This window comes from Shouchella clausii, from assembly GCF_002250115.1.
In the GTDB taxonomy this organism is placed as follows: Bacteria; Bacillota; Bacilli; order Bacillales; family Bacillaceae_D; genus Shouchella; species Shouchella clausii.
Map to the genome: position 1 here is coordinate 3,895,494 of NZ_CP019985.1, position 26,840 is coordinate 3,922,333.

27 protein-coding genes are annotated in these 26,840 nt (G+C 45.4%); 8 read left to right on the top strand and 19 right to left on the bottom strand.

The features are described from left to right. Positions 1-43: 43 nt before the first annotated feature. From BC8716_RS19045 to BC8716_RS19055, 3 genes are all read left to right on the top strand, one after another. A complete protein-coding gene (locus BC8716_RS19045) occupies positions 44-295 on the top strand; it encodes a ferredoxin (protein ID WP_062747071.1) in 252 nt (83 codons plus the stop codon). Between the two features lie 431 nt (positions 296-726). Next, the gene (serA, locus tag BC8716_RS19050) at positions 727-2,328 is read left to right on the top strand and encodes a phosphoglycerate dehydrogenase (protein WP_094428281.1); all 1,602 of its coding nucleotides are present in this window, start codon (positions 727-729) and stop codon (positions 2,326-2,328) included. Between the two features lie 285 nt (positions 2,329-2,613). Further along, positions 2,614-3,993 carry an FAD-dependent oxidoreductase gene (locus tag BC8716_RS19055; protein ID WP_094428283.1) on the top strand — a complete coding sequence of 460 codons (1,380 nt, stop codon included), beginning with the start codon at positions 2,614-2,616 and terminating at the stop codon, positions 3,991-3,993. A 139-nt stretch (positions 3,994-4,132) separates the two neighbouring features. Here BC8716_RS19055 and BC8716_RS19060 read toward each other — a convergent pair whose 3' ends face one another. The 18 genes from BC8716_RS19060 to BC8716_RS19140 form a co-directional block, all read right to left on the bottom strand. Beyond that, complete coding sequence (locus BC8716_RS19060) at positions 4,133-4,900, bottom strand: TerC family protein (protein ID WP_157730528.1); 768 nt, start codon at positions 4,898-4,900, stop codon at positions 4,133-4,135. A gap of 90 nt (positions 4,901-4,990) precedes the next feature. Then, positions 4,991-5,134: a hypothetical protein gene (locus BC8716_RS22395; RefSeq protein ID WP_157730496.1), complete on the bottom strand. Its 144-nt coding sequence runs from the start codon at positions 5,132-5,134 to the stop codon at positions 4,991-4,993. Positions 5,135-5,244: 110 nt separating this feature from the next. After that, positions 5,245-5,796 carry a cob(I)yrinic acid a,c-diamide adenosyltransferase gene (locus tag BC8716_RS19065; RefSeq protein ID WP_094428287.1) on the bottom strand — a complete coding sequence of 184 codons (552 nt, stop codon included), beginning with the start codon at positions 5,794-5,796 and terminating at the stop codon, positions 5,245-5,247. Positions 5,797-5,869: 73 nt separating this feature from the next. Continuing rightward, on the bottom strand, positions 5,870-6,649 hold the full coding sequence (locus BC8716_RS19070; RefSeq protein ID WP_094428289.1) for an ABC transporter ATP-binding protein: 780 nt from the start codon (positions 6,647-6,649) through the stop codon (positions 5,870-5,872). After that, positions 6,646-7,716 carry a FecCD family ABC transporter permease gene (locus tag BC8716_RS19075; RefSeq protein ID WP_094428291.1) on the bottom strand — a complete coding sequence of 357 codons (1,071 nt, stop codon included), beginning with the start codon at positions 7,714-7,716 and terminating at the stop codon, positions 6,646-6,648. Before BC8716_RS19075 ends, BC8716_RS19070 begins: the two co-directional genes overlap by 4 nt. Before the next feature lie 140 nt (positions 7,717-7,856). Further along, positions 7,857-9,650 (bottom strand): ATP-binding protein, encoded by a 1,794-nt coding sequence (locus BC8716_RS19080; protein WP_094429300.1) that lies wholly within the window; start codon positions 9,648-9,650, stop codon positions 7,857-7,859. Beyond that, on the bottom strand, positions 9,650-10,366 hold the full coding sequence (locus tag BC8716_RS19085) for a response regulator transcription factor (RefSeq protein ID WP_011246678.1): 717 nt from the start codon (positions 10,364-10,366) through the stop codon (positions 9,650-9,652). Before BC8716_RS19085 ends, BC8716_RS19080 begins: the two co-directional genes overlap by 1 nt. Positions 10,367-10,490: 124 nt before the next feature. Beyond that, positions 10,491-11,693, bottom strand: a complete 1,203-nt coding sequence (gene ccsB, locus BC8716_RS19090) for a c-type cytochrome biogenesis protein CcsB (protein ID WP_094428293.1) — start codon at positions 11,691-11,693, stop codon at positions 10,491-10,493. Positions 11,694-11,711: 18 nt separating this feature from the next. Then, positions 11,712-13,346 carry a cytochrome c biogenesis protein ResB gene (resB, locus tag BC8716_RS19095; protein ID WP_094428295.1) on the bottom strand — a complete coding sequence of 545 codons (1,635 nt, stop codon included), beginning with the start codon at positions 13,344-13,346 and terminating at the stop codon, positions 11,712-11,714. Positions 13,347-13,367: 21 nt separating this feature from the next. After that, positions 13,368-13,901 carry a thiol-disulfide oxidoreductase ResA gene (gene resA, locus BC8716_RS19100; RefSeq protein WP_094428297.1) on the bottom strand — a complete coding sequence of 178 codons (534 nt, stop codon included), beginning with the start codon at positions 13,899-13,901 and terminating at the stop codon, positions 13,368-13,370. 78 nt (positions 13,902-13,979) lie between these two features. Continuing rightward, positions 13,980-14,708, bottom strand: coding sequence for a pseudouridine synthase (locus BC8716_RS19105; RefSeq protein ID WP_011246674.1), 729 nt, complete (start codon positions 14,706-14,708; stop codon positions 13,980-13,982). Between the two features lie 191 nt (positions 14,709-14,899). Further along, positions 14,900-15,430 (bottom strand): spore maturation protein, encoded by a 531-nt coding sequence (locus tag BC8716_RS19110; RefSeq protein WP_062747090.1) that lies wholly within the window; start codon positions 15,428-15,430, stop codon positions 14,900-14,902. Beyond that, the gene (locus tag BC8716_RS19115; RefSeq protein WP_094428299.1) at positions 15,427-16,026 is read right to left on the bottom strand and encodes a nucleoside recognition domain-containing protein; all 600 of its coding nucleotides are present in this window, start codon (positions 16,024-16,026) and stop codon (positions 15,427-15,429) included. Before BC8716_RS19115 ends, BC8716_RS19110 begins: the two co-directional genes overlap by 4 nt. Further along, complete coding sequence (locus BC8716_RS19120) at positions 16,023-17,165, bottom strand: D-alanyl-D-alanine carboxypeptidase family protein (protein ID WP_094429301.1); 1,143 nt, start codon at positions 17,163-17,165, stop codon at positions 16,023-16,025. Before BC8716_RS19120 ends, BC8716_RS19115 begins: the two co-directional genes overlap by 4 nt. Positions 17,166-17,312: 147 nt before the next feature. Beyond that, positions 17,313-17,663: a stage V sporulation protein AE gene (spoVAE, locus tag BC8716_RS19125; protein WP_011246670.1), complete on the bottom strand. Its 351-nt coding sequence runs from the start codon at positions 17,661-17,663 to the stop codon at positions 17,313-17,315. Further along, a complete protein-coding gene (gene spoVAD / locus BC8716_RS19130) occupies positions 17,660-18,676 on the bottom strand; it encodes a stage V sporulation protein AD (RefSeq protein ID WP_094428301.1) in 1,017 nt (338 codons plus the stop codon). The genes spoVAE and spoVAD overlap by 4 nt, the downstream gene beginning before the upstream one ends. Continuing rightward, positions 18,676-19,146, bottom strand: a complete 471-nt coding sequence (spoVAC, locus tag BC8716_RS19135; protein WP_094428303.1) for a stage V sporulation protein AC — start codon at positions 19,144-19,146, stop codon at positions 18,676-18,678. The genes spoVAD and spoVAC overlap by 1 nt, the downstream gene beginning before the upstream one ends. Before the next feature lie 7 nt (positions 19,147-19,153). Continuing rightward, positions 19,154-19,585 carry a YhcN/YlaJ family sporulation lipoprotein gene (locus tag BC8716_RS19140; RefSeq protein WP_094428305.1) on the bottom strand — a complete coding sequence of 144 codons (432 nt, stop codon included), beginning with the start codon at positions 19,583-19,585 and terminating at the stop codon, positions 19,154-19,156. Positions 19,586-19,766: 181 nt separating this feature from the next. On the opposite strand from BC8716_RS19140, the gene BC8716_RS19145 reads away from it, so the two are divergent. The 4 genes from BC8716_RS19145 to cls all read left to right on the top strand — a co-directional run bounded on the left by BC8716_RS19145 (position 19,767) and on the right by cls (position 24,137). Then, positions 19,767-20,453: a DUF421 domain-containing protein gene (locus BC8716_RS19145; RefSeq protein ID WP_094428306.1), complete on the top strand. Its 687-nt coding sequence runs from the start codon at positions 19,767-19,769 to the stop codon at positions 20,451-20,453. 173 nt (positions 20,454-20,626) lie between these two features. After that, positions 20,627-20,944, top strand: a complete 318-nt coding sequence (locus BC8716_RS19150) for a phasin family protein (RefSeq protein ID WP_245849943.1) — start codon at positions 20,627-20,629, stop codon at positions 20,942-20,944. A 33-nt stretch (positions 20,945-20,977) separates the two neighbouring features. Further along, positions 20,978-22,642 (top strand): ABC1 kinase family protein, encoded by a 1,665-nt coding sequence (locus BC8716_RS19155; RefSeq protein WP_094428308.1) that lies wholly within the window; start codon positions 20,978-20,980, stop codon positions 22,640-22,642. A 28-nt stretch (positions 22,643-22,670) separates the two neighbouring features. Further along, positions 22,671-24,137, top strand: coding sequence for a cardiolipin synthase (gene cls / locus BC8716_RS19160; RefSeq protein WP_094428310.1), 1,467 nt, complete (start codon positions 22,671-22,673; stop codon positions 24,135-24,137). A gap of 37 nt (positions 24,138-24,174) precedes the next feature. On the opposite strand, the gene BC8716_RS19165 is transcribed toward cls, so the two are convergent. Further along, entirely contained in the window at positions 24,175-25,041 is an 867-nt protein-coding gene (locus tag BC8716_RS19165; RefSeq protein WP_094428312.1) for a superoxide dismutase, read from the bottom strand. 177 nt (positions 25,042-25,218) lie between these two features. Here BC8716_RS19165 and adh point away from each other — a divergent pair, with 177 nt between their 5' ends. After that, positions 25,219-26,739 (top strand): aldehyde dehydrogenase, encoded by a 1,521-nt coding sequence (gene adh / locus BC8716_RS19170; protein ID WP_094429303.1) that lies wholly within the window; start codon positions 25,219-25,221, stop codon positions 26,737-26,739. The last annotated feature ends 101 nt before the right edge of the window (positions 26,740-26,840 follow it).

Consider the following 26,840-nt stretch of genomic DNA (forward strand, 5'->3'; position numbering starts at 1 on the left):
TGCGCGCTACAATTGAATCAGTTTAGGCTGAAGGAGTTCTGCCATGAAAAACTGTTATACGATTGTCGAACTAGATACATGCATTGCTTGCGGCGCCTGTGGGCTCGTTGCCCCAGATGTGTATGATTACAATGAAGAAGGGCTAGCTTACGCTCTCCTTGATCATAATACTGGAAATAAGCCACTTCCCGACTTGCTCGTTGATGATGCAATCGATGCTAAAGATGGCTGCCCAACAGACTCGATTAAAATTTCCGACAAGCCTTTTAACGGTGATCCAACTAAATACGAATAAAAGAATCGATTTTGATTAAAGTTATCTGTCTTTTTTCTGTATTTTTCTTTTTTATAACAAACGAGGATTAGCGATTACAAGAAAAACCGAACTTTTTTGGTTTTGACGATTGACTTTTCTGCGTTGCCATGATAAATTATCTAACAAATCAAATTGCTAAAAACGATGATGAAGACATGAAAAGCAAGGCCGATTCAGAGAGCTGGTGGGAGCTGCAAACCAGTGACAGCCTGTTTGGATAGCCCTTCTAAGTTGTCACGTCGAAAAACAGTAGACGTGTGCCGGCTTCTGCCGTTACCAGTAAAGATGCACATCTTGTGCAAACAACGAGGGTGGTACCGCGAACATTCGCCCCTCACAGCAAAATTCTGCCGCTGTGGGGGGCGTTTTTCATTTATGTAGGAAGAGAACGATAAAAGGAGTGGAGTACAATGAACCAAGTTGCAGAGCCAAAAACAGCCCAATTTCACATTCTCGTAGCCGATACGATGAGCGAAGAAGGCCTGTTGCCTTTGCTTGAGGCCGACCATGTTGAGGTTACACAAGCAAGCGTCGACAACGCTGGGCCACTGGAGCAATACGATGCCCTGTTAATCCGCAGTGCCACTACAGTCACCGAGGAGCTTCTCAGCCGTATGCCGCGCTTGAAAATCGTTGCTCGTGCCGGCGTCGGTGTTGACAATGTAGACATACAAGCGGCAACCAAACATGGCGTTGTCGTCATTAACGCACCTGACGGCAACACGATTTCAACCGCGGAGCACACATTTGCGATGATGTGCGCCTTGTTGCGCAACATTCCTCAAGCTAACGCTAGTGTCAAATCAGGAAAATGGGACCGCAAAGCTTACCAAGGCACTGAGCTTCGGGGAAAAACACTCGGCATTATTGGCTTTGGCCGTATTGGTACGCAATTAGCTAAACGAGCCAAAGCGTTTGAAATGGGCGTGCTTGTGTATGATCCATTTTTAACGGCTGAACGAGCAGAAAAACTTGGGATCGCCCAAGGCGAATTGGACCATGTTCTATCCGTTGCCGATATCATTACTGTGCATACGCCATTAACGAAAGACACAAAAGGGCTTTTGAATATGGAAACAATCGCGAAAACAAAGCCAGGTGTGTTTTTAATCAACTGCGCTCGTGGTGGCATCATTGATGAACAAGCATTAAAACACTACTTAAACAACGGCCATGTAGCCGGGGCTGCTTTGGATGTGTTTACAGAAGAGCCAGCGACGGACAAAGAATTGATTGACCATCCTAACGTCGTTGCAACACCTCATATTGCCGCTTCCACAAAAGAAGCACAATTGAACGTTGCTGCCCAAGTCTCTCAGGAAGTACTGCAATTTTTAAACGGTGAACCAGCATTAAACTCCATTAATTTGCCGGCAATGCCAAAAGAAGTTTACGAAAAAATCAAGCCCTATTACGACCTTGCTAGGACAATGGGCTCTGTATTATCGCAATTAATGCGCGTGCCTGTCCAAGAAATCGAAGTGTTTTACAGCGGCACAACAGCTGAACAAAATACGAGCGTGTTAACGAGAAGCCTTATTTCCGGTTTTCTCCAACCACGTGTGGATGCGGCTGTCAATGATGTCAACGCCTCACTTATCGCCAAAGAACGCGGCATTTCCTTTGGCGAAAAGCATGTGACGAAAACATTTGGCTACTCTAACCTCATTCAGGCAATTGTCCATGGCGAAGGCAGACAGTTTGAAATGAAGGCGACTTACATCCATGAATATGGGCCACGGATTGTTTCAATCAACGGTTTTTCAGTTGACGTCGTCGCAGAAGGACATATTTTATACATTCAACATTTTGATCGTCCTGGCGTTATTGGCAAAATGGGCCAACTTCTCGCTAAGCATGACGTCAACATCGCAACGATGCAAGTTGGACGAAAATCAGCCGGTGGCGAAGCGATTATGATTGTCCAAGTCGATAAACATGTAGATCAAACGGTGATTGACGGTTTGTTAACGTTTGACGAAATCGCCATTGCTAGCGTCATTGATTTATAAGTCTTGAAAAACATAGACAGCTTTTGCTATAGGCGCGCTTCGTCGATAGCAAAAGTGAATGATCGATTGCCTGGCCACCTCGTTTTTCAACGAGGTGGCCTTCGTTTTCTTCTACTTACCTAACCCACGTCTCTACTTCCATAGCGATTTTAAAAACAAATTAAAAAAATGTTTGCTCACCAGTTCACAATATGATATGATCAACTTGAGTATTTTGCTCAATGGTTCACAAATAAAGACTACTATTGTGAAATCACTCACATTCTTATATAGGAGGCTACAACAATGAAAATAATTGTAATTGGCTGTACCCATGCTGGTACGACAGCTGTTAAAAATTTGATCCGGCTCCATCCTGACGCTGACATAACCGTCTATGAGCGAAACGATACAGTCTCCTTTTTGTCTTGCGGAATTGCCTTGCACGTCGGCGGTGTCGTCGAACATGCTGAAGACTTGTTTTATTCATCTCCACAAGAGTTGGCTGCTCTTGGCGCAAACATGCACGTCCTTCACGACGTGATTAACGTTGATAATGAAAACAAAGAAATTCGTGTTCGCAACCTTCAAACAGGTGAACAATTTACAGACAACTATGACAAACTCGTATTTACGACAGGCTCCGCTCCAGTCATACCGCCTATTCCTGGTGTCGGCTTAAAGAACATTCAGCTTTGCAAAAACTATTACCAAGCCCAACAAATTATCAAAAAAGCAACAAACGCCCAAAAAATAGCTGTCATTGGTGCGGGCTACATTGGCATTGAACTCGTTGAGGCATTTGCAACAAATGGCAAGGACGTAACCCTTATTGAAGGTGCTAACCGGATTTTAAACAAATACCTCGACCATGAGTTTACTAATGACATTGAAACAACATTACGTGAACATCATGTGACGCTTGCGCTAGGCGAAAAAGTCGAATCATTTACCGGAAATTCGGCAGGATGTGTCCAAGCCGTGCAAACAAGCAATCAGACACACGAAGCAGACCTTGTCTTGCTTTGCGTCGGCTTTAAGCCACTAACAGATCTCATTAAAGATAAAGTCGACACACTTGAGAATGGCGCTTTACTTGTGAATGAATACATGCAAACGAGCGATCCTGACATTTTTGCTGCTGGAGACAATTGTGCAGTATTTCACAACTCTGCCAACCATATGGCTTACATTCCTCTGGCCACAAATGCAACGAAAATGGGCACGCTTGTGGCGTACAATCTTAATGGGCCGACATTTGCCTATAAAGGGACACAAGGAACATCTGGACTAAAATTGTACGACCTAAACATTGCCTCTACTGGTTTAACTGAAGAAACAGCAGCGATATATGGCCTTGATGTCCGTTCGTTTACAATCACGGACCATGAACGCCCGACATTCATGCCTTCTGCTGAGGAAGTTCGGATAAAGCTTGTTTTCGAACAGGAATCGCTTCGTATTGTCGGTGCCCAAGTCATGAGCAAGACCGATCATACACAATTAATGAATACCATATCGGTCTGCATCCAACAGAAGATGACGGTGACTGATTTAGCGTTTGCTGATTTCTTCTTCCAACCACATTACAGCAAGCCTATTCATCTGCTGAATACGCTCGCCCTTAACATTCTTGAACAAAGGGAGCCAATACAAAAAACAGCAGAAATACGCTTATCAAACTAAATGACAAAGCAGCTACTCTTTTTAAGGAGTCGCTGCTTTTTTACTTGCCAGTCGAACCAATGCCAACCGAATGTTCGAACAGCGTTTTCGAGAGCGTGAACACCGCTCCAACACAAACAACAAAGTTGGTCTACAGTCTTTATGGTTGTAGAGAAGCCTTTTTCAAATCCTTTGACGACTTGAACCAAGCGATAAGGACAATCCCAGCAAATACGGTCCAGAAGATCGTTTTCCATAGCGAAGATTCTGGGAAATGTTCTGGTAAAATGTGCAAATCAGGATGGGCAAGCGTATAAACAAGAAGTTTTACGCCAACCCAGCCAACGATTAAATAAGCGGCTGTTTCAAGGCTAGGCCGCCATTCAAGCAATTTAATAAATTTGCCTGCTGCAAACCGCATAATCACAATGCCGATGATCCCACCACTTAGGACAACAGCAAACTGTGCTCCGTCTAGTTGGCCAATGTTTGGCCAATTGGTCGCTGGCAATGTGACGGCAAGGGCGACGGCCGCTAAAATTGAATCGACCGCAAATGCAAAATCGGCAAGCTCGACTTTTACGACTGTTTTCCAAAATCCTACAGGCGCTTTCATCGCCTTTGCGCTTTTTGTTTTCTTTTTGATCCATTTTCGATACAAATAGTGAATAGACAAATACAACAAGTAAATAGCGCCTATTGCTTGAATTTGCCATACATCGACAAGCAAGGAAATAAAGAACAAAGAAATGATGCGAAATAAGAAAGCACCTGCAAGCCCATAAAATAAAGCTTTTTTTCTTTCGTTTTCTGGCAAATGGCGCACAATCATTGCCAGCACCACTGCGTTGTCAGCAGCTAAAATCCCTTCTAGAGCAATTAAAACAAGCAGAACCCAACCATATTCTAAAAGAAGCGGCACATGTATCCCTCCTAAAAAACCGTTGCTCCCTTTAGGGTTGCCAACGGCTTTTTAACTATGTACGCTCCTTTCAGCTAAAAGCAGCGATTTGGCAAGTTATTGCTTTTGCCGCTCGATGTTTCGCTCCATAATGACTTCGTCTGAGGCAGGACTTTTAAAGCTAAAAAAAAGCAAACTGATGGCTAGCCCCAGCACAAGCACAATCCCGACCCGCCTTGCAAAATCGATAAAACCAACCATATTGGCCTCCTTCAAGTCGCTAAAAAAGAGCCACTAAGCCGGCAAATAGCGCCTTCTTATCGCTCTTTTGAACATTCACCATTACTATCCATATGGCTTCATTTCCGGTTTTATTCCTCCCTTTGCAGGCGTTGCTCGCCGACATAGAGGACATCTTGCTCGGCCAGCTCGTGATTAGCGCTACGCGCCATTGTAAAAAAGCAGTCTGATAAGCGGTTAAAAAAAGGCAACAACGCTTGGGAGACATTGGCGACGCTGTTGATTTTACGTTCTGCTTTGCGGGCGTCTGTACGGCAACGATGCAAGGCGCAAGCAGGTTCAGACCCTCCTGGAAGAATAAACCCGGACAGTGGCGGCAACTTAGACGTATGAGCGTCAATGCAACGCTCCAACGCATCGGTATGGGCGCTCGTGATCTTCCAATTCCCCTCTTTCGCTTGGGCCAAATCGGCCCCTGCATCAAATAATTGGTGTGATAACACAACCAGCTCCTCTGTTAGTTGGCTAAGGCCGTGCTTTTTACAGCTGTATATCGCAAAGCCAAGTGAGCTGTTCAATTCATCGACTGCACCAATCGCTTCAACGCGTGCATCTGTTTTTAGCAAGCGGGCTCCAACAATGCTCGTCTCGCCCCGATCTCCCCTTTTCGTATATATCCTCATTCTACCTTCTCCTTAAGGGCCATTTTAGACGTCTTCGATTTGCGTATGACGTTTGTTCACCTGCACTGACGCTTTAGACGCGTGTGACCACCGAAAATTGTTTCCTTCCTTTAACAGGCTCTTGCCATTCATGAAAAGCTGTTCCGTAAATATTTTCAAGAGCACCCCGTGTCAATATCGATTGCGTTTCACCTTGGCATATCACTTTTCCGTTTTTCAGTAACAACACATCATCACAATACAAACTCGCCAGATTAATGTCGTGTAGAATGCACACAACCGTCAATTGCCGTGTTGCCAGCAGTTTTGTTAAATGTTCCATGAGCGCAACTTGGCGAGCCAAGTCTAAATGGTTTGTCGGTTCATCAAGTAGCAAGCTGTCAGGCTGTTGCGCTAGCGCCCGAGCGAGCCAGACACGTTGTTTTTCGCCGCCGCTCAAACTTAACAACGACCGTTCAGCCATGTCGCTTATGCCTGTCTCCTCCATCGCTTTCCGAATGATGTCGTCGTCTGTTTTTCCTTTAACGGCAAACAAGCCTTGTTGATGAGCGTAGCGGCCAAGGGCGACCGCTTCATAGACAGGCACGTCAAAGGAAACATGCTCCTCTTGGGATAGCACAGCCATCCGCCGCGCCCGCTCTTTTGGCTTTAGTGTAGCCAGCGGCTTTCCGTCAATTTCAATCGAACCTGCCTGATAAGGATAAAAACCTGTCACCGTTTTTAACAACGTCGTTTTGCCACTGCCGTTCGCCCCAAGTATGCCAAGCATTCGCCCTCTCTTTGCTTGGAAACTTACTTGATCGAGGATTAGACGACCCCCTCGGTTAACGGAAAGGTCATTGGCAACAATCATGTCACCTGGTCCCTCCTTTTCGCTCGCTGGCTTCTATATAGCATCCACGCAAAGGTTGGGGCACCAATGAGCGCGGTTACAACACCAATTGGTAGTTCTGCAGGAGAAACGACGACACGGGCTGCCATGTCGCATACCACTAAAAAACTGCCGCCAACGATGGCTGCCAGAGGGAGCAAGTGTGAATAGTCGCTCCCAAAAAGCGTTCGGCACATATGGGGGACAACAAGCCCAACGAAGCCAATTGTACCCGAGACGGCAACGGCACTTCCTGTTAAAATAGTTGCGGCAATAAGGACGATGTATTTTTTCTGTACCACATGAACGCCTAAATGCTGCGCCGTTTCTTCTCCATACATAAAGGCATTCAACTCATTCCTACAAAAAAACAACAATGTGAACCCGCCCACAAAAAGCGGCAGCAATAAGCCAATATGGGCCCAGCCTCTCATCGCAACGCTGCCCATCAACCAATTGATGACTTGCCGTAGCTCATCTTGAGACATCGCAATCATTAGCGAAAGGCCTGCCCCTAAAAAAGCACTGGCAATGATCCCTGCAAGCACAACGGTTTCATTTTGCAAAGATGGTGAAAGTAGCTTTGTAAAATACAAGACAGCCACTAACGTCAAAAACCCACACCCCATTGCGACAAGCGGCAATGTCCACGCTCCGAAAAAGGCCAATTGAAAGAATAGCACGGCTACTGCTCCAAGTGCAGCTCCGGAGGAAACGCCTAACGTATAAGGATCAGCAAGTGGATTCCGCAACAGCCCTTGAAAAGCAGCACCAGCTACAGCTAAACAGGCGCCAACGAAAAGCGCCAGCAGCACTCGAGGAAGGCGAATGTGTAAAATAATTTGCACATGTCCTGGATCTAATTCTTTTCCAAGAGGGATGTTCAGCCCTTCTTGGAAAAGGACGAAGAAAACCGTTGGGAATGAAAGGCCGACGCTGCCAAAGCGAACAGCGGCAATCACCACAAAAAGAGTGATCACTATCGCTCCAGCGTAAACGGCGATTTTATGCGTATTTAAAAATTGTTGCAATGCGCGCTGCGGTAACAAGATCGCGTTCCTCCTGCCATTTTTCTTCCTAACGGCAAATGCAGCGCCTTGTCGATTTCGACAAACGCTGCATCCGGCTGCATTGCCCACATCCACTTGAGCAATACCGTTGCTTGCCTCTGTTTAATCACAGAATGTCTTCATTTCATCCTATCGCCTTGATGTTTAGGCAACGTAAAACGAAACGTTGTCCCTTCTCCTAAGCGGCTATGGACAGTCATTTTCCCTTGGTGTGCGTCAATAATATGTTTCGCAATCGCAAGGCCCAACCCTGTGCCGCCATGCTGCCTTGTCCGCGCTTTGTCCGCTTTATAAAAACGTTCAAACACATAAGGAAGGTCTTCTTCAGGAATGCCCCTCCCCGTATCAACGACGGCAAATGTGTCACGTTCTTCTTCTTGTTCATGTACAACGGTAATCAGTCCACCAGGATCTGTATGCCTGATCGCATTATGAATTAAATTGGTTAAAACTTGCTCAATCCGGTCAGGGTCAAATACGGCAACCTGTCCTCTTCCTGGCCTGGCCAATTCGACTGTTACGTCATAGTCGCGGGCAAAGCTTGCAAACTTACGGGTAATCCGTTCTAAATAAGAATCGAGATCCACTTCTTCCCGTTTCAAGTCAATATAGCCCGCTTCCATACGCGCCAAATCGAGGAGCTCATTGACGAGCCTGCCCATACGCAGCGATTCATCGTAAATGATTTGCGCGACTTCTTTTCGTTCCTCATCACTTGACGTTACCCCGTCAACCATTGCTTCGCTATAGCCTTGCAACATCGAGATTGGCGTCCGCAGTTCATGTGACACGTTGGCAATGAAATCTTTGCGCAGTTTGTCATGGCGGCGCTCTTCCGTTACATCACGGACAACAGCTACAGCGCCGCGGACATGCTCTTCAGCATAGAGAGGCGCCATCAACACAGCCATACTTCGCCCTTGAACGGACAGTTCTTGCAGCTCTTCTTTCTCCGCTGAAACGACTTGTTCAAACAAAGGTGTTAACGATATCGGCAATGTTTTCCGTTCACCCGTTTTTGGCTTTTGCCCCTCTTCATAGAATAGCAGCGCTAACACTTCCTCTGCTTGAGGGTTGGTCAATAAAATTCTGCCTTGTCGATCTAGTGTAATTACGCCGTCAGCCATTGAGGCGAGAATATGGGAAAGCTGTTCTTTTTCTTGATTTAACTCGGAAATGTTGCGGTTGAGCTCTCGGCGCATCCGGTTAAAGGCAATCGCTAGCTGGCCAATTTCATCCTGTGTAAGGATCGGCACTTTCGTATGAAACTGCCCTTGTGCCACCTCCAATGCCGCTTGCCGCATTTTTCGCAGCGGTGACGTAATTCGGCTTGACAAAAAAAATGCAAAAACAGTTGTCAACACTAACGCGATGCCTGCTGACAAATAGATAATCCGCCGCGTTTCTGCAGCTGCTTCCTCGACGGCAGACAGTGGTTGGTATAGAATGATGCCGCTGCTCGTTAAATAATCTTCTGATAACGGCACACCGACAACGATCATTTCAATCGGGTCTTGCTCCTGTCCATTTGCAGGATAATTGGCCTCGGTTACAATCCGCTCGCCTTTTTCAAGTCCTTCTACCGACCACTCTTCCAGCAATGTCGCAACATTGATCTCGCCTGAGCGGTTGCCTTGGGCACTCCACGCTTTTGCGCCATTTTTAATAATGGTGATATTAATTTGGAATTCATCGCTTAACGATTGCAAGTAATCATACGTACTTGTTTCATCCGAATGGGTTTCATACATCGTTTTTGCCATATTTGCGTAGCTATTTAAGCGGCTTTCAGCTTCCTCAATCGCATTTCCTTCTGTAAAGCGAAGCAGCAGCACCATTAAAATCGTCAATACAGCGGTGACAAGCAAAAGGATGGTGAACCATAATTTCCCGACCACACTTTGCCAAAGCATCACCCACGCGTCGCCTCAAACTTGTATCCAACCCCCCAAACGGTTGAAATAATGGCTGCTACTTCTGGAGAAACGCGATTCAGTTTTTCGCGCAACCGTTTGACGTGTGTGTCGACTGTTCGCAAGTCGCCAAAAAACTCATAGTTCCAAACATCCTTTAATAGCTGTTCACGAGAAAACACTTTATCAGGTGATTGCGCCAAATAAAAGAGCAGTTCATATTCTTTTGGCGTCAAGCTAATTTCCGTCTTGTCAACGGTCACTCGATGGGCATCATTGTCAATCGTGAGTGGCCCAAACACGAGCACATCTTTTGTCTGTGTGTCAGTTTGCAAAAACTTAGTAGCAGACGCACGACGCAACAAAGCTTTCACACGGAGCACCACTTCCCGGGGGCTGAACGGTTTGACAATGTAATCGTCGGCTCCTACTTCAAACCCTTGCACACGGTTTGCTTCTTCTCCCTTGGCCGTCAACATCATTACAGGCGTCGCTTTTTTCTTACGGAGCTCTTGGCACATCTCAACGCCGTCCATCCCAGGCATCATCACATCAAGCAAAATCAAGTCATATTCTTTTGCAAGGGCGAGTTCAAGTGCCTCCTCCCCATTGCTTGCTTCTTCAATTTGGTACTCTTCCCTTTCTAAATACATTCGCAACAAGCGGCGAATCCGCTCTTCATCATCTACAACAAGCAATGTTGGCTTGTATTCCATTTGGGAAACCTCCTTATCAATACTGCTCTCATTAGTAGTGTACCACGGAAGAAATTTTAGTTGCCATTCGTACGACTAAAAATGCGGAATTGTTCCAGCACCGGCTGTAACAATTCCGCCAAAATTAAGATGCGTAAGCATGTAGACCCGCCATGAACAAATTAACAAATACGAGGTTAAACATAATAATTGCAAAACCGATTACGCATAACCATGCCGATTTTTCACCATGCCAACCTTTGTTTAAACGCAAGTGGAGATAAACGGCGTAAAATAAAAACGTAATAAGCGCCCACACTTCTTTCGGGTCCCATCCCCAAAAACGTGACCACGCAATTTGCGCCCAAATCATCGCAAACACAAGTCCGCCTAAAGCGAAAATAGGAAAGCCAATTGCAATGGCGCGATGGCTTAACTCATCTGTTGTTTGCGGGCTAATGTTTTTCAAAAGCGGCTGGATCGCCTTTGCGAGCCGTTTGCGCAAAATCAACCGCAGCAGCCAATACAGTACTAAACCAGCAACAAATGACCAAATTAAATCGTTCAAATCACTCGCTTTGATAATGCTAGGTACTGACACCCATGGTTCCATCGCACCCTCTGTTAAAAGTTCCCATTCATTTGGCCCGACAATCGCTGGCAAATTGTACACCATCGGCTGTTCTGAAACGACGCCTTCTTCGTTAACATATTGAAATTCGACTTCATATCCTGCTGCTGCAAACCCATGGGAAAGCGTCGAATAGGCAAGAAAACAGAGAATACTATACATGATGACTTCCAGTGCCCGCGGCTTCCAACTTTTCGTCGTTAAATCGATCGTGCGGATCAAATAAGCTAGCCCGGCGGCAAAGCCAATCGCTAATAGCCCTTGTCCAATCGAAGTCGTCATAATGTGAAGCTTTAGCATTAGCGGCATTTGCAAAGACGGCACAAGTGGCGAAATCGCCGTTTCAAATGTTGACGCGTAAACAATCAACAGCATTACAGTCGGCATCGCAAAAAAGCCAATGACGTCTGACTTGCTTGGATAAATAAAATAAAGGATAACAAAAGCCAAGCTCATCGCAATTCCGAGAAAAGTCATATACTCAAACATATTGCTGACAGGCGGATGGCCTGCTACAAACCAGCGCGTTATAAAATAGCCTAAAGCTAGAAGCAAGCCTAAAGACGCAAACACGAACCCACGCCTGCTTTCTTTTGTTGCTGTTTTGCTTGACTCCGCTTCTTTTTTCCGTTTCCGAAGGGAGAACGCAAAAAATACCGTTGCTGTCAAATAAGCAAAAAAAGCAAACAGCAGTAAATTAAAGCTAAGATTGACCATAACGTCCCCCTATTTCTTTTATGCTCCTTCTGAGCGGCTCTCCGCTTCTTCCTCTTGATCGACTGGAGCTGTAAGCGCATTGCCTTCTAATGCATCATCAATTTCCCTTTTAAAAGACAGCCAGTTCCGATTTGTATGGCCAGCAATCCAAACTTCCCCGCCAACTTGTTGCAGCCACACACGCCTATGAGCCCAGTACGACCCTTGAATGAGCCCAATAATAAAGATCGACCCTCCAGCAATTAAAAGTGGCATCGTCAAGTCTTTTCGAACCGTTAAAATGCTGACATTGACTAAATCGACATCGACAAATGTCATTTTATATTTATTTTCCCCTAACGGTTCTAAATTTTGTTGGATACCGACCATACTTGTTTCACCATCTGGGGTATCAGGTGTATACATCTTAAAAACAAAGTATGGGTTATTCGGCACACTTGAACGTGTAGCTGGTTCCTTATTGTTATTTATATGAAAATCAGGATAATAATCAGCAAGTTCAACGGCATATCCGTCACCAAGATCATAAAATTCCTCAGGGTTAAGTAAATTAACGGTTAGTTCGCCAAATGTATCGCCAGTGTCTTTATGTTCCAATGTAAACGTCATTTCATGCAACTCATTTAAGCGATAATCCATTTGGTAAAGGGAAAATGAATCAAATTTGAGCGGATCGTTGACACGAATCTTCTTTTCTTGCACCTGTTCAAGCTCGCCACTCTCTCCGACAATTCCTGATTCTTGCCGTTTATAAAGAACGGCATCGGTTTCAAACGTCTCAGGAACGACTGCATTGCTTGATGCAAATGCATCTTGAAAGCGCTCATCATTTTCGTCGTATAGCTCCAACTTAAACCCACGGTTTTCAATAAAGTAACCATCTGTTTCTGGTATAGGGCTTTGTTCTCCTTCACGGACCCACATTTGCGTGTCCACGTACATGCCCGGAATGTAGCGGAGCAAACAACCGATCAAAAACAAAATTAAGCCTAAATGGTTGACGTACGGGCCCCAACGGGCAAAGCGGTTTTTTTCCGCAAGTACGTTCCCATTTTCGACACGAATGCGGTAGCGTTTCTGTTTCAGCCTTTCTGCCGCTTCAGCAATCGCTCGCTCCGCTTCTGAAGGCGCGATTGCTGTCTTTGAAAATAAACGCTGCCTTGTCATAAAATGCTTATGGCGCGTTACCCGTTGCGACTTTAACGCTTTATACAAGGGAACGCCACGGTCAATGCTGGCAACAATAATGGAGATGCCAAGTGCGACAATTAAAGCAATATACCACCACGAACTATACAGTTCGTGCAAGCCTAACTTGTAGTAAAACAGTCCGAAGATGCCATACTCTTGTTCATAGAATACTTCTGGCTCTCCGCTAATATAATTGTTTTGTGGGAAGATTGTCCCGACTCCCGAGGCAAGCAGCAGCAAAACGATAATCCATACGCCGACTTTCACGGAAGAAAAGAAACCCCAAATCCGATCAAGTACCGTTACTTTCCGCTTTTTTGAGCGAATCGCTGCCCCCTCGTAGCGCATGTTCACGCCTTCTGTTCGCGCTTTTTCCGTCAGAGGCTTCCCACATGCAGCGCACATCTCGGTGCCTTCTTTGTTTTTGTGACCGCACTCACATACGTGCGTCTGTTCGTTCATGACAAATCCCCCCAGATGCCCTTATGCGTCAGGAACAATGCTTTGGAAAAATTCGTGGACCATTTCCTCTGTCATTGCGCCTGTATGTACTTTTTGCACAATGCCGTGCTCGTCCACTAAGATTGTAGCTGGAAGCGGGCCGATTCCATACGCCCGTGTTACTTCCCGGCGCTCATCAATGGCGACTGGAAAAGTAAGGCCGTGGCGATTGATAAAAGACTGGACCGTTAGGGGCGCCTCATCAACATTGACGGCAATCATTTCAACTTCGTCTTTGTATTGCTCATAAGCATTTTCAATGTAAGGCATTTCCCGCTCGCACGGCTCACAGAACGTGCCCCAAAAGTTAATAAATACACCTTTTCCTTTATTTTGGCCAAGCTCAAACCGCTCCTGTTCAAGATCAACTAACGCAAAGTTGGTCGCCGGTTCTCCGACTTTGACTGCTCCCTGTTTAGAGGCGGCATTCGCATAAATCGTGTAGCCGATTGCACACACGATTGCAAATAACACCGTAAAACGGATAATGCTCCTTTTCTTTTTGCTTTTACCCAAGCGACGTCCCCTCCTCTCGCGAAAATGTGAACGTTTTCTTACATTATAGCGCTTTCTTCGTTTTGTCCGCCTGTCATTTTATGACGGTTTCGTGACAGCCAGTTCCTTTAATTGTTTGACTTCAATCGGCTTTAACGGCCTTGATTCGCCTGGATGTAAATGGCCAAGCGTTAAAAACCCGTAGCGCTCGCGCTTTAACTTTACAACAGGATGGCCTATTGCTTCAAACATCCGGCGGACTTGGCGGTTTTTGCCTTCATGGATAATGAGCCGCACAATTGCTGTTTGCTTTTTCTTGTCAATCGACAGGACTTTTGCTTTTGCCGGGGCAGTCTTGCCATCTTCTAATACAATGCCGGTTTCAAGTTCTTTGATCCGTTTTCGTTCAGGGATTCCTTTCACTTTGGCAATGTACTCTTTTTCAATTTTATAACGGGGATGCATGAGCAGATGGGCAAACTCTCCATCATTCGTAAGCAAAAGCAAACCAGATGTGTCATAATCCAACCGGCCAATCGGATAAATTCTTTGTTCGCTTTCAATAAAATCTGTGACGACTTTCCGTCCTTTCTCGTCATTTGATGTTGACACGACGCCAGTCGGTTTATACAACAAATGGTAGACAGGCTCTTCTTTATCAAGGGGAACGCCGTCCACTTCAACAGCGTCTTTGCTTGGATTTACTTTCGTACCTAATTCTGTGACCGTTTCGCCGTTTACTTTCACTCTACCTTCAACAATATATTCTTCTGCTTTTCTTCTCGAAGCCACTCCTGCTTTGGCGATAACTTTTTGCAATCGTTCCATCGTTGTTCACCTCTTTGCCATCATACCGCCTTCAAGCGGCTGATACAAGTAGGCGAAAGTAGAGATTTAATCATACTCAAAAAATCAAACAAATGACATAAAATTTCCCAACATAAAAAAACGCGACTAGCTTTTGCCAGCCACGCTCTTTTGCTTGTCAATGTCTGTTTCTTCTGCCCGTTTCTCCTCGCTTACCCAAAGACGAGGCTAACGACAACAACAGCGGCAATCATGCCGACTAAGTCAGCAAGTAGTCCGACTTTTAGGGCATCGCCCATTTTCTTGATGCCGACTGCACCAAAATAAACCGTTAAAATATAGAACGTTGTATCTGTACTTCCTTGCAGCGTAGCAGCTAAGCGGCCAATGTAAGAGTCGGGGCCATGGACAGCAGTTAAATCAGTCATTAAGCCAAGAGCGCCTGTTCCCGAAATTGGGCGCATTAGCGCGAGCGGCACAATATCGGCAGGAATGCCGACCCAGCTTAGTACCGGCGCCATGGCACCGACAAGAGCATCCATCGCCCCTGAAGCGCGAAACACATAAATAGCGACGAGCATTCCGACTAAATAAGGGATAATCGAAACAGCCATGCTAAACCCTTCTTTTGCACCCGATACAAATGTTTCATACGTCGGCACGCGCTTAAACGAAGCGACAAGGACGACAAAACCGATGAGCAACGGGATAAGCCACACGGAAAGCGATGTTAAATAGGTCATTTCTTTTTACGCTCCTTTCGCGCCCGGCGCATATAAAAAAGGCGGTCAATGCAAATCGCCCCTAGCATGGCGCAGCCAGAAGCTAAAATCGTCGTGCTGACAATATCTGTAGGCGCCGCAGAACCGTACGACATTCGAATGGAAATGACTGTTGTCGGCACGAGCGTTAAGCACGCTGTGTTTAAAGCAAGCAACGTGACCATAGAACGGCTCGCTTCTTCTTTGCCGCCGTTTAGCCGTTTCAACTCCTCCATCGCCTTAATGCCCATCGGTGTCGCGGCATTGCCAAGACCGAACACATTAGCGGTCATGTTCGACAATATATAACCCATTGCTGGGTGGTCTTTTGGCACTTCTGGAAAAAGTCGCCTTGCAAGGGGATGGACCATTTTCGCCAATGCCTTGAGAAGCCCAGCCGCTTCTGCGACTTTCATCAGCCCAAGCCAGAATGTCAGCACGCTAATTAAGCCGATGCATATCGTTACCGCTTCTTTCGCCCCTGTGAAAACGCTCTCGGTCACCTCTGCCATCGTCCCGTTCACACCTGCATAGATAAGACCGATCAATAGCATACCGGCCCAAATCATGTTAATCATAAAGGTCGCACCCCTATGATGAACGTTAGCAACCGCCCAATTTTTTGAAACAAAGACACGTGCTCCTCTTCTTGAGCCTGATAATAAAGAGGGATTGATTCAATCGTTTTGCCATCAACCGTAAACGCTAATTTTCCAATTGGATCAAGCAGCTCCTGGTCAGTAAATTTTCCTCTTTTCGGGGGATTCTTCAGCGTTAAAGCAGACTGCAACTGACTTTTTTCTTCTGTCGTTAGCGGATACACAACGTCATACGGGACATACAAATTGCCTTCGTAAAATGGATCGACTTTGCTTTTTAGCTGCCCTTTTGACACAAGCCGTTCAAGGCTGTAATGGTCAAAGCCCCAGTTAAACATATGCATATGGTCGTCCCAGTCATCAGGGGCATTTAACGTGACGGCAATTAAATCAAGCCCGTCTTTGGAAGCGGTAGACACAAGCGTTCGTTTTGCTAATTTCGTATAACCTGTTTTCCCGCCAGTTGAGTAACTGTACTTCTCGGTAAGGAGGCGGTTTTTATTATGGAACACACGGACTTTATCGCCTTTTGAACGGTAGTCTTTCGTCGATGAAATCTCTCGGTATTCTTCGTTTTCCATCGCATATTGGGTTAAAAGCGCCATGTCGTACGCACTCGACAAGTGGTCTTCATCTGTATCTAGCCCGTGCGGATTACGAAATAGCGTATTAGACATGCCAATTTCCTCTGCCTTTTCGTTCATTAAGAAAACAAAGCCTTCGACACTGCCGCCAACATGTTCAGCAATTGCTATAGCTGCGTCGTTGCCACTCCGTAGCATAAGCCCATACACCAAGTCGCGGAGCGTTAATTTTTCACCAACCACTAAATACAGGGAGGAACCTTCTGTTCCCTCAGCACGTTTGGACACGGTTACTGTCTCGTCTAGCTTGCCTGATTCAATCGCTAAGATGGCCGTCATAATCTTCGTAATGCTGGCGATTTTCAGAGGCTGATGTTCATTTTTGCTATACAGAACACGGCCAGAAGACTGTTCCATCAAAATAGCGGCCTGTCCAGAAACAGGAAATGTTGCAGGTTCATTCGCAAGCGCCTCGCTGCTCTGGAAAAAAAACAAGAACCCGAGCAATAAACAGTGAACGATTGTTTTTTTCATCATACCCTCCAGCCTCCACTCCGTTTAGTACCACTTTATGCGAACAAGCTATGAATATGACGGGCTTGTTCGAATTCAACCACGACAAAAAACCTTTTCACCTGTTTTGAACGGCGAAAAGGTTTTTATTCTTACATACAAGCAGTTTTAGCCTTTTGGTTTAAAGCAAAGGGAAGCCAAAAATCCAAAGATGATCGCAGCAGAGATGCCGGCGCTCGTCACTTCAAAAATGCCGGTAATAATCCCAATCAAGCCGACGCGGTTTGCTTCCATTAACGCCCCTTGGACAAGGGAATTTCCGAAACTTGTTATTGGTACAGTCACGCCTGCGCCGGCAAAATCAATTAACGGTTCATATAAACCAAACCCGCTTAAAATCGCCCCTGATACGACGAGCGTCGACATCGTATGGGCTGGCGTCAGCTTGCCGACATCCATCAGCAGTTGGCCAATGACGCAAATGACACCGCCAACTAAAAAGGCCCACAAAAAAATCATGACATCCCTCCGTTCGCTTCAATCGACACCGCATGAGCGATGCAAGGGATCGACTCTTTTTGCTGATAAGACAAAGGAGAAAGCAATGCGCCTGTTGCCACAACGAGCAACCGTTTTAACTCCCCTTTTTGCATTTTTTTCAAAAGATGCCCGTACGTAACGACAGCAGAACAGCCTGGTCCGCTTGCACCAGCCATAACAGGCTGGTCTTCTTTATAGAGCATTAAGCCACAATCTTGAAACTTGCTGTGGTCAAGGTCATACCCTTGTTGCTTTAATAAGTCACGACAGATCGGCAAGCCAATTTGGCCAAGGTCGCCAGATACGATTAAATCATAGTCATCGGGTTTGCTGTTCGTGTCGCGAAAATGGGCGGCGATTGTGTCAGCAGCAGCAGGCGCCATCGCTCCTCCCATATCATAAGGGTCGGATAAGCCCATATCGACAATGCGGCCGATTGTCGCTTTCGTAACGACTGGCCCGTTTCCTGTTTTTTCCAGTAGACACGCCCCGGCGGCAGTTGCTGTCCATTGCGCGGTTGGCGGCTTCTGACTCCCATACTCAGTCGGGTAGCGGAATTGCTTTTCAGTCACTGTATTATGGCTTGAAGCGACGCTAATCACATGCCTAGCTCCGTTCGCTTCCATAATCATCGCGCCGATTGCCAGCCCTTCCATCGATGTTGAACAAGCACCAAACATGCCTAAGTACGGAATGCCAATTGTACGGCCGGCAAAACTGGAAGGCGTAAGCTGATTAACCAAATCGCCAGCAAGCATAAAGTTGACGTCTTCTTTTTTTAAGGACGCTTTTTTCAACGTTTCTGTTACCGCGCCTTCAATCAGAATAGTCTGCGCTTTTTCATAGGAATCTTCGCCAATCCATAAATCGTCATGCAATAAATCAAACGCTTCTGGAATGGCGCCATTTGCTTCAAACGGTCCGCCCACTGTTCCTGTTGCCGTTATGACCGGTTTGCTGTCAAAAATCCAACTCTGTTTGCCTGCTAGCATTAAAGCACCCCCGCTTTCATTAAAATCGTTTTGATGAGCGCAATAAAGAAGGCGGCAACAGTGCCAAAAACAATAACCGAACCGGCCAATTTGAACATATTGCCACCGACGCCAAGCACATACCCTTCCGTCCGGTGCTCAATCGCAGCCGATGCAATCGAGTTCGCAAAACCAGTAACTGGCACTGCCGTCCCAGCCCCTGCGATTTGCGCAATCCGATCATAAAAGCCAAGACCTGTCATTAACGTCGCCAAAAAAATCAATACGGCGACTGTCGGATTTCCAGCCGTTTTTTCGGTAAAATTAAAGTTCGTATAGAAAAAAACGTGCAAACATTGTCCAATTAAACAGATAAAACCGCCAATAAAAAAGGCGTAAATACAGTTTTTAAGTACAGGCCGCTTTTTCTCATAAGAACTATGCAGTTCTTGGTATTCTTGTTGCTGCGGCGTAAGCTGTTTTTTTGCCATATGTGCCCTATCCTTTCGAATGCTTTTCAATGACCTTGATTGTTTTTTCAAGCTCTTTTTCGCTTAAATTGCCGGCTTTCACTTTATTTTCAGCGTCCTCTAGTTCTTTGTAGATTTTCTTGTCCGTGGAAATGTGGATCGTATAATCTGGATATAATGCTTTGATCCGGTCAAATGCTTTTTTTCGTACGTCTTTTAGTTGAAAGCGATCCACTTGCTTGACATGCATCGCCATAACCATTTCTTCTTTATACTGGATGCCTCTGACGCTGATCACTTCTTCCATCGCCAGAATTTCGTCCTTCGCCCTATCCGAAGCTTCTTGGCCATGGCCTGCAGCTTCCTGGAGTTTGAAGGCGCTGCCTCGCTCATCTTCAGCTTGAGTGCAAGCTCCTAAACAGAGGAGAACAGCAAGTATCGAAACCAATTTTCTTTTCATGTTTAGTTTCACCTCCACCTACAAATTATATCAAGACACACACATAGCTTGTTTTAGTTAGAAATCGTTTAAACATGAAATTTTTGTAAATTTTTTGCTTGCCTATTAGCACACTACATCATTATCTGCATTTGCTGCACTCTGAATACGAACAGATCTTGAAATTGGGGGATGGTAGACGATGGAAGGGTATCTCTTTCTCACAACCGAGCTCATTGTTGGCTTCTTTGCTCTGCTGTTGCTAACAAAAGTGCTTGGCAAAAACCAAATTACGCAACTAACACCATTTGACTTTATTTCGGCACTCGTTATCGGCGAATTAGTCGGCAATGCCATCTATGATAAAGATATTGGCCTCCAGTATGTGCTCTATGCCATTTTCGTATGGGGCTCACTTATTTATTGCATTGAAATCATTACGCAAAAATTTCGTATCACACGGGGATTCCTTGAAGGCACCCCGGCGATTGTGATTGCTAAAGGGCGAATTCAATATGAGGAACTCCGCAAAAATAAACTTGATTTGAACCAGCTCCAACATCTTTTGCGTGAAAAAAGTGTGTTCTCAGTCCGTCAAGTTGAATACGGCATTTTAGAAACAAACGGTACAGTAAACGTCCAACTCAAACCGCCTTACGCACAGCCAACTAACCGTGACCTTTCCCTAAACCCAAAAAACCTGCCAATGCCAATCCTGTTAATTATGGATGGGGAAGTCATCAAAAAAGCTTTAAAGGAAATTGGCCAAGATGAAACCTGGCTTAAAGATCAATTAAAAGAACGGGGCATCCTGTCTTATAAAGACGTCCTGTATGCAGAATGGATCGATGGCGAACCACTATTCTTGCAAACGTACAGAGCCGAGTAAGAGTAAAATCCCCCAATAAGCACCATTGTTATGTTTTGGGAAACAAACATGAAACATATTGCTTGCTTTTGTCGTAAAACAAGAAAACACATATTATATATTGATTGTGTTTGCCAACTGCTTTTGTATACAATGAACCTACAACACCAAATTGCAATAGGAGGGTGAAAAGAATGGCAATGAAAGATCTGTTAAACAATATGTATTCCTTAGGTGTAGGTGCTGCTGCTGCGAGCAAAGAACAAATTGAAAAAACAGTCAATGACTTAGTCCAACGCGGTGAAGTCAAACGGTCTGAATCGAACCAACTTATCGATGACTTGCTGGCAAAGGGACAAAAGGCGCAGGAAAATATGGAAAACATGATTCAAGAGCGGACGAAACAATTCTTATCGTCTATGGATGTGCCGACAAAGGAAGAGGTCGACGCCCTTAAAGCCCGTGTCGCTGCCCTCGAAAAAGCCCTTAGCGAGAAGGACGCAGAAAAGTAACGGAATGAACTAGGACTGGAAAGGACGAAACCTATGTTAAAAACGCGCATTCGCTACCTTTCTAGGTACCAAGATATTATTACAGCCCTTTATCACTATGGTTTTGGCCAAATTGTCCGTGATTTAGGGCTGCTAGATCGCACTAAAAAACGAACCAAAAAAAAACGTGCCAAAGACTCTTCGCTTTCGGTCGCCAAGCGGATTCGCTTGCTTTTAGAAGAGCTTGGCCCTACTTTCATTAAACTTGGACAACTTGCAAGTACACGGGGGGACCTCTTTCCTGCTTATGTCCTAACTGAATTGGAGAAACTTCAAGACAATGTGCCAAGCTTTGCCTATCAAGAGGTGAAAGACATCATTGAAGTAGAACTGGAAGCACCTCTTGAGAAGTTATTCCGTTCCTTTGAGCCAGTCCCGTTGGCCGCGGCATCGATTGGGCAAGTCCATCGGGCTGAACTGCCTACTGGCGAAAAAGTCGTCGTGAAAGTACGGCGCCCAGGAATCGAGCGCACGATTGAAACGGACCTTGCCATTTTGCAAGATTTGCTAGAGTTAGCCGAAGAGCGGATCGGTTGGGTTAAACGCTTCCGTCTCGTTGATTTGTTTCATGAGTTTGCCGAAGCGCTAAAAGAGGAAATCAATTATAAAAATGAGGCGCAAAACGCAGAACGGATTAGGCGGCAAAACTCGGAAACACAACATCTTTTTACGCCGGTTGTCTACTCGTCTCATTCAACAATGAAAGTGTTGACAATGACCTATGTGGATGGCACGAAAATAACCGATGCTACATACGACAAAGGCTTTGACCAAGAAATCGTGGCTGAACGGTTTGCCACAGGCATGTTTGAGCAAATCTTTGTGCATGGCTTTTTCCATGGCGATCCACACCCAGGCAATGTCTTTGTCACGAAAGACAACGAGATCATTTTGATTGATTTTGGAATGGTAGGCCGCTTGACAACTGATATGCGCCAAAATTTGGCTTTGCTTGTCCTTGGTTTAAAAGGCCGCAATACCGACCGCGTCATGGAAGCTCTTTTCCGGATGGATATTGTTCACGACCACGTCGACCGTGACCGCCTCTGGGATGACCTTGACCATTTGCGGTTAAAATATTACGACATCCCAATGGCTGACATTTCTCTTGCCGAAGCTGTCCAAGACTTGTTCAATGTCGCCAATAAACATGATTGCATTGTCCCTGTCGATTTGACAATGCTTGGAAAAGCACTATTATCAGTGGAAGCGATTGTCTCGTCACTTGCTCCGACATTGCGCATTATTGATATTGTTGAACCGTTTGGGCGTGTCTTAATTAAGGAGCGCTATGATCCACGCAACTTTGCTAAAAAAGTTCAAGCCGAATTTCAAGATGGCATGGAAACATTGCGCTATTTTCCACGAGATATGCGCAAAACGTTAAAAGATATCCGTGACGGAAAATTAAAAGTCAATATCTCAATTCGTGAAATCCACCATTTGATTCAAAAAGTGGACCGAATTAGCAATAAACTTGCTTTTTCGATCGTGCTCCTTTCATTTAGCATTATTATGGCTGGAGTCATTATCGGTGGCTCCTTAACGGCAGAGCCAACCATCCTATTGCAAATCCCCGCTATTGAAATAGGGCTTGTAATTACCTCACTAATGTTTTTTTGGATTATCTGGGCAATTTTTAGGTCGGGGCGTTTTTAGATCGTAAGAGAAAGTGGCAGTGATACTTATGATGATTGAATCTGCAATTGCAATACCAACATATTTACTTGTCGCCCTCATGATCGTCAATATCTTGCTTGCCGCCATTTTAATTTTTATTGAACGGAAAGATGCACAGGCGACTTGGGCATGGCTGCTTATTCTATTTTTTATTCCACTAGGCGGCTTTATTATTTACATTTTCCTCGGGCAAACATTAACACGGAGGAAAATGTTTGAATGGGAAGGAATAAAAAAAGTAGGACTCGAGCATTTCATTGAAGAACAAAAGCGTGATCTTTTAGACACTTCGTTCCGCTTTTATAGCCCTACTGTTGATAAAAATCGCGAATTGATCTATATGCATCTAATGAGCAACGACGCGCTGCTAACAAAAGAGAACCGTGTCGATATTTTCAGCGACGGCAAAGAAAAATTTGCGCAATTGTTAAAGGACATCAAACAAGCCGAGACGTTCATCCACATCCAGTATTATATTTTCCGTTACGATGAGATCGGAAAAACGATCGTGGATGCGCTGACAGAAAAAGCGCGCCAAGGCGTAAAAGTCCGCTTGCTCTATGATGACCTCGGTTCCCGGTCTTTGCGCAAAAAGTATTTAAAAGCGTTTCGTGAAGCAGGCGGAGAAATCGGGATTTTTTTCCCATCTAGGTTTACGATTGTTAACTTGCGTTTGAATTTCCGCAACCACCGTAAACTCGTTAACATAGATGGCAAATGCGGTTATGTCGGCGGCTTTAACGTTGGAGATGAGTATTTAGGAAAAAGCAAAAAATTTGGCTACTGGCGCGATACCCATTTGCGCATCGTCGGGCCTGCTGTCCAAGCGATTCAAACACGCTTTATTCTAGATTGGAACCAGGCTTCCAAACAATACCATATTTCCTACCACGATCGTTATTTTCCAGAAGTGCCGCCTGCTGGCGATACGCCTGTACAAATTGTCTCAAGCGGACCAGACTCGGAATTTGAACAAATCAAAAATGGCTATTTAAAAATGATCATGGATGCGCGAAAGTCGATTTTAATCCAGACGCCTTACTTTATTCCAGACCAAACGTTGCTTGATGCCCTTCGTGTCGCTGCACAAACAGGCATAGAAGTAAAACTGATGATTCCAAACAAACCGGACCATATGTTCGTTTACTGGGCAACCACTTCCCATATTGGCGAAATGCTAAGAGCTGGCGCAACGGTCTATCAGTATGAAAATGGCTTTATTCATAATAAAGTGTTGATCGTCGATGAAACGGTTTGTTCTGTCGGTACCGCTAACATTGATCAACGGAGCTTTAAGCTCAATTTTGAAGTAAATGCCTTTATTTATGACAGTCAAATCGCTGGCCAGCTAATAGCGGACTTTGAGAATGATGTAAAACACTCTACTCAAATTACGCCAGAAATGTATGAAAACAGGCCAATAAGCGTCCGCTTTAAAGAGTCAATTTCACGGCTGTTGTCGCCGATTTTATAAACAAAAACAAATCTAGGCCCCTCCTAGGTTTGTTTTTTTAATAGGGCACCCATTTTAACTGCGAGGCCTGGCGGTAACGATTTTCAGCTTCCTTCCAGTTCACAACATTCCACCATGCCTCAATATACGCTTTACGCTCATTTTGATACTTTAAATAGTAGGCGTGTTCCCATACATCCAATACCAACAGCGGCACTTGGTCTTGTTGGGAAAGGTTTTGGTGCTTTTCCGCCTGAAGAATTTCTAACCGGTGGGACCTCGGCGCGTAAATGAGCATCGCCCAGCCGCCGCCTTCGACTTTTTCAGCAGCATTGGAAAAATGGGCTTTCATTTTTTGAAAGGAGCCAAAGTCTTCTGTTATTCTTGCTTTTAGCGCCCCTTGCGGCTCTCCGCCCCCATTTGGCGACATGACATGCCAAAAAAGCGTGTGCAAATAATGACCCGCCCCATTGAACGCCGCTTCCCTCTCCCAATGCTTAATCAAATCATAATTTCCAGTACGTCTTGCCTTTTCCATTTCTTTCTCTGCTTTATTTAAATCATTGACATACGTCTGATGATGCTTTAAATGATGAAGGCGCATGGTCTTTTCATCAATGTACGGTTCCAACGCATTATATGAATAAGGCATTGGCGGTAGCCTATGACCGCCGATGGGGACGCTGTTATTTTTCCCTTTTCCTCTTAAATCGGCCATTACTACCCATGAGTCGTAGGCGTGTTGAGCATGTTCGTTTGCTTGTGTAGGATCGTGTTCAAGCGCATATTCCAATTGGCTTAACGACTTTGTAAATGGCTGTGTTTGCTCTTCTCCTATGGACCTGACAAACTCGCTTTCCTGCTCTTTCCAAAGCCTAGCAAGCTCATCTTTCCATTTTCTTAATGCTTGCTCATGCGAATCCACATTATTCCCTCCTTTTTCCTTTTCTCCCTACGTATATGCAACCGTTCTTGGCCAATTGCGAAAAAAGTATAAATTTGCAGGGAAACGCTTTCTTTATCTCGAAACTACGTATAAACCACATAAAAGGAGGAATTTCTCATGGCTTATCAACCATCTAGTACGGAAGACGCACTTTCCATGGCTTATCAACAACCTAATACGGAAGGGGCACTTGTCCATTTTAAGGAGCGCTACGACAATTTCATTGGAGGCGAATGGGTTGCTCCTGTCAACGGGCGCTATTTCGAAAACCGCAGCCCTGTGACAGGGAAGCCATTTTGTGAAGTAGCCCGTTCAAGTGCGGAAGACGTTGAACTAGCCCTTGATGCTGCCCACAATGCGAAGGCTAGCTGGGGAAAAATGCCTGCTGCCGAACGGGCCAATTTGCTAAACAAAGTGGCCGATCGGATCGAAGAAAACCTGGAAATGCTTGCGGTAGCCGAAACATGGGATAACGGAAAGCCGATTCGGGAAACATTAAACGCCGATATTCCTCTCGCTGTCGACCATTTTCGCTATTTTGCTGGCGTGATACGTGCCCAAGAGGGAACACTTAGCCAAATTGATGAAAATACAGTTGCTTATCATTTCCAAGAACCACTTGGTGTTGTTGGTCAAATCATTCCTTGGAACTTTCCGATTCTAATGGCCGTATGGAAGCTAGCGCCTGCACTAGCTGCTGGTAATTGCGTCGTCCTTAAGCCGGCCGAACAAACGCCTGCGTCGATTTTCGTTCTGCTGGAGCTCCTTTCTGATCTGCTGCCTCCAGGTGTCGTTAATGTGGTAAGCGGTTTTGGCCTCGAAGCAGGGAAACCACTTGCATCTTCGCCAAGAATCGCCAAAATCGCCTTTACTGGAGAAACGACAACGGGCCGGTTAATTATGGAGTACGCATCTGCAAACTTGATTCCTGTCACGCTTGAATTAGGGGGGAAATCACCGAATATCTTTTTCAGAGATGTTATGGAGAAAGAGGATGACTTTTTAGATAAAGCGATTGAAGGGTTTGTGCTGTTTGCGTTAAACCAAGGTGAAGTGTGCACATGCCCATCTCGCGCGCTCATTGACGAAACGATTTATGATGCGTTTATTGAAAAGGCGCTCCAACGTGTCGCTGCCATCAAGCAAGGCAATCCACTGGACCCGGAAACGATGATGGGCGCACAAGCATCTGAAGAACAGTTGGAAAAGATCCTGTCCTACCTAGCCATTGGCAAAGAAGAAGGGGCAGAAGTTCTTGCAGGTGGCAATCAAAGGCAGTTAAGCGGGGATTACAGCGGCGGCTATTATGTTGAGCCTACCGTTTTCAAAGGAACAAACAATATGCGGATATTCCAGGAGGAGATCTTTGGCCCTGTTGTTTCCGTTGCGACATTTAAAGATGCAGATGAAGCACTACGAATTGCCAACGATTCCCTTTACGGTCTTGGTGCGGGCGTATGGACACGCAACATCAACACCGCTTACCGCTTTGGACGTCAGATCGAAGCCGGTCGTGTCTGGGTGAATTGTTATCATGCTTATCCAGCACATGCTGCTTTTGGCGGTTATAAAAAATCAGGTGTAGGCCGCGAAACACATTTGATGATGCTTAACCATTACCAGCAAACGAAAAACATGCTTGTCAGCTATAATGACAACTCGCAAGGATTCTTTTAATAAATGTTCGTGGCTGTTAAAACCGATAAGCCCCAGCCAGAGGCAAATGCCTCCGCTGGGGCTACCGTAAATGCTCTCGTAACATCATCGATTTCACAGCG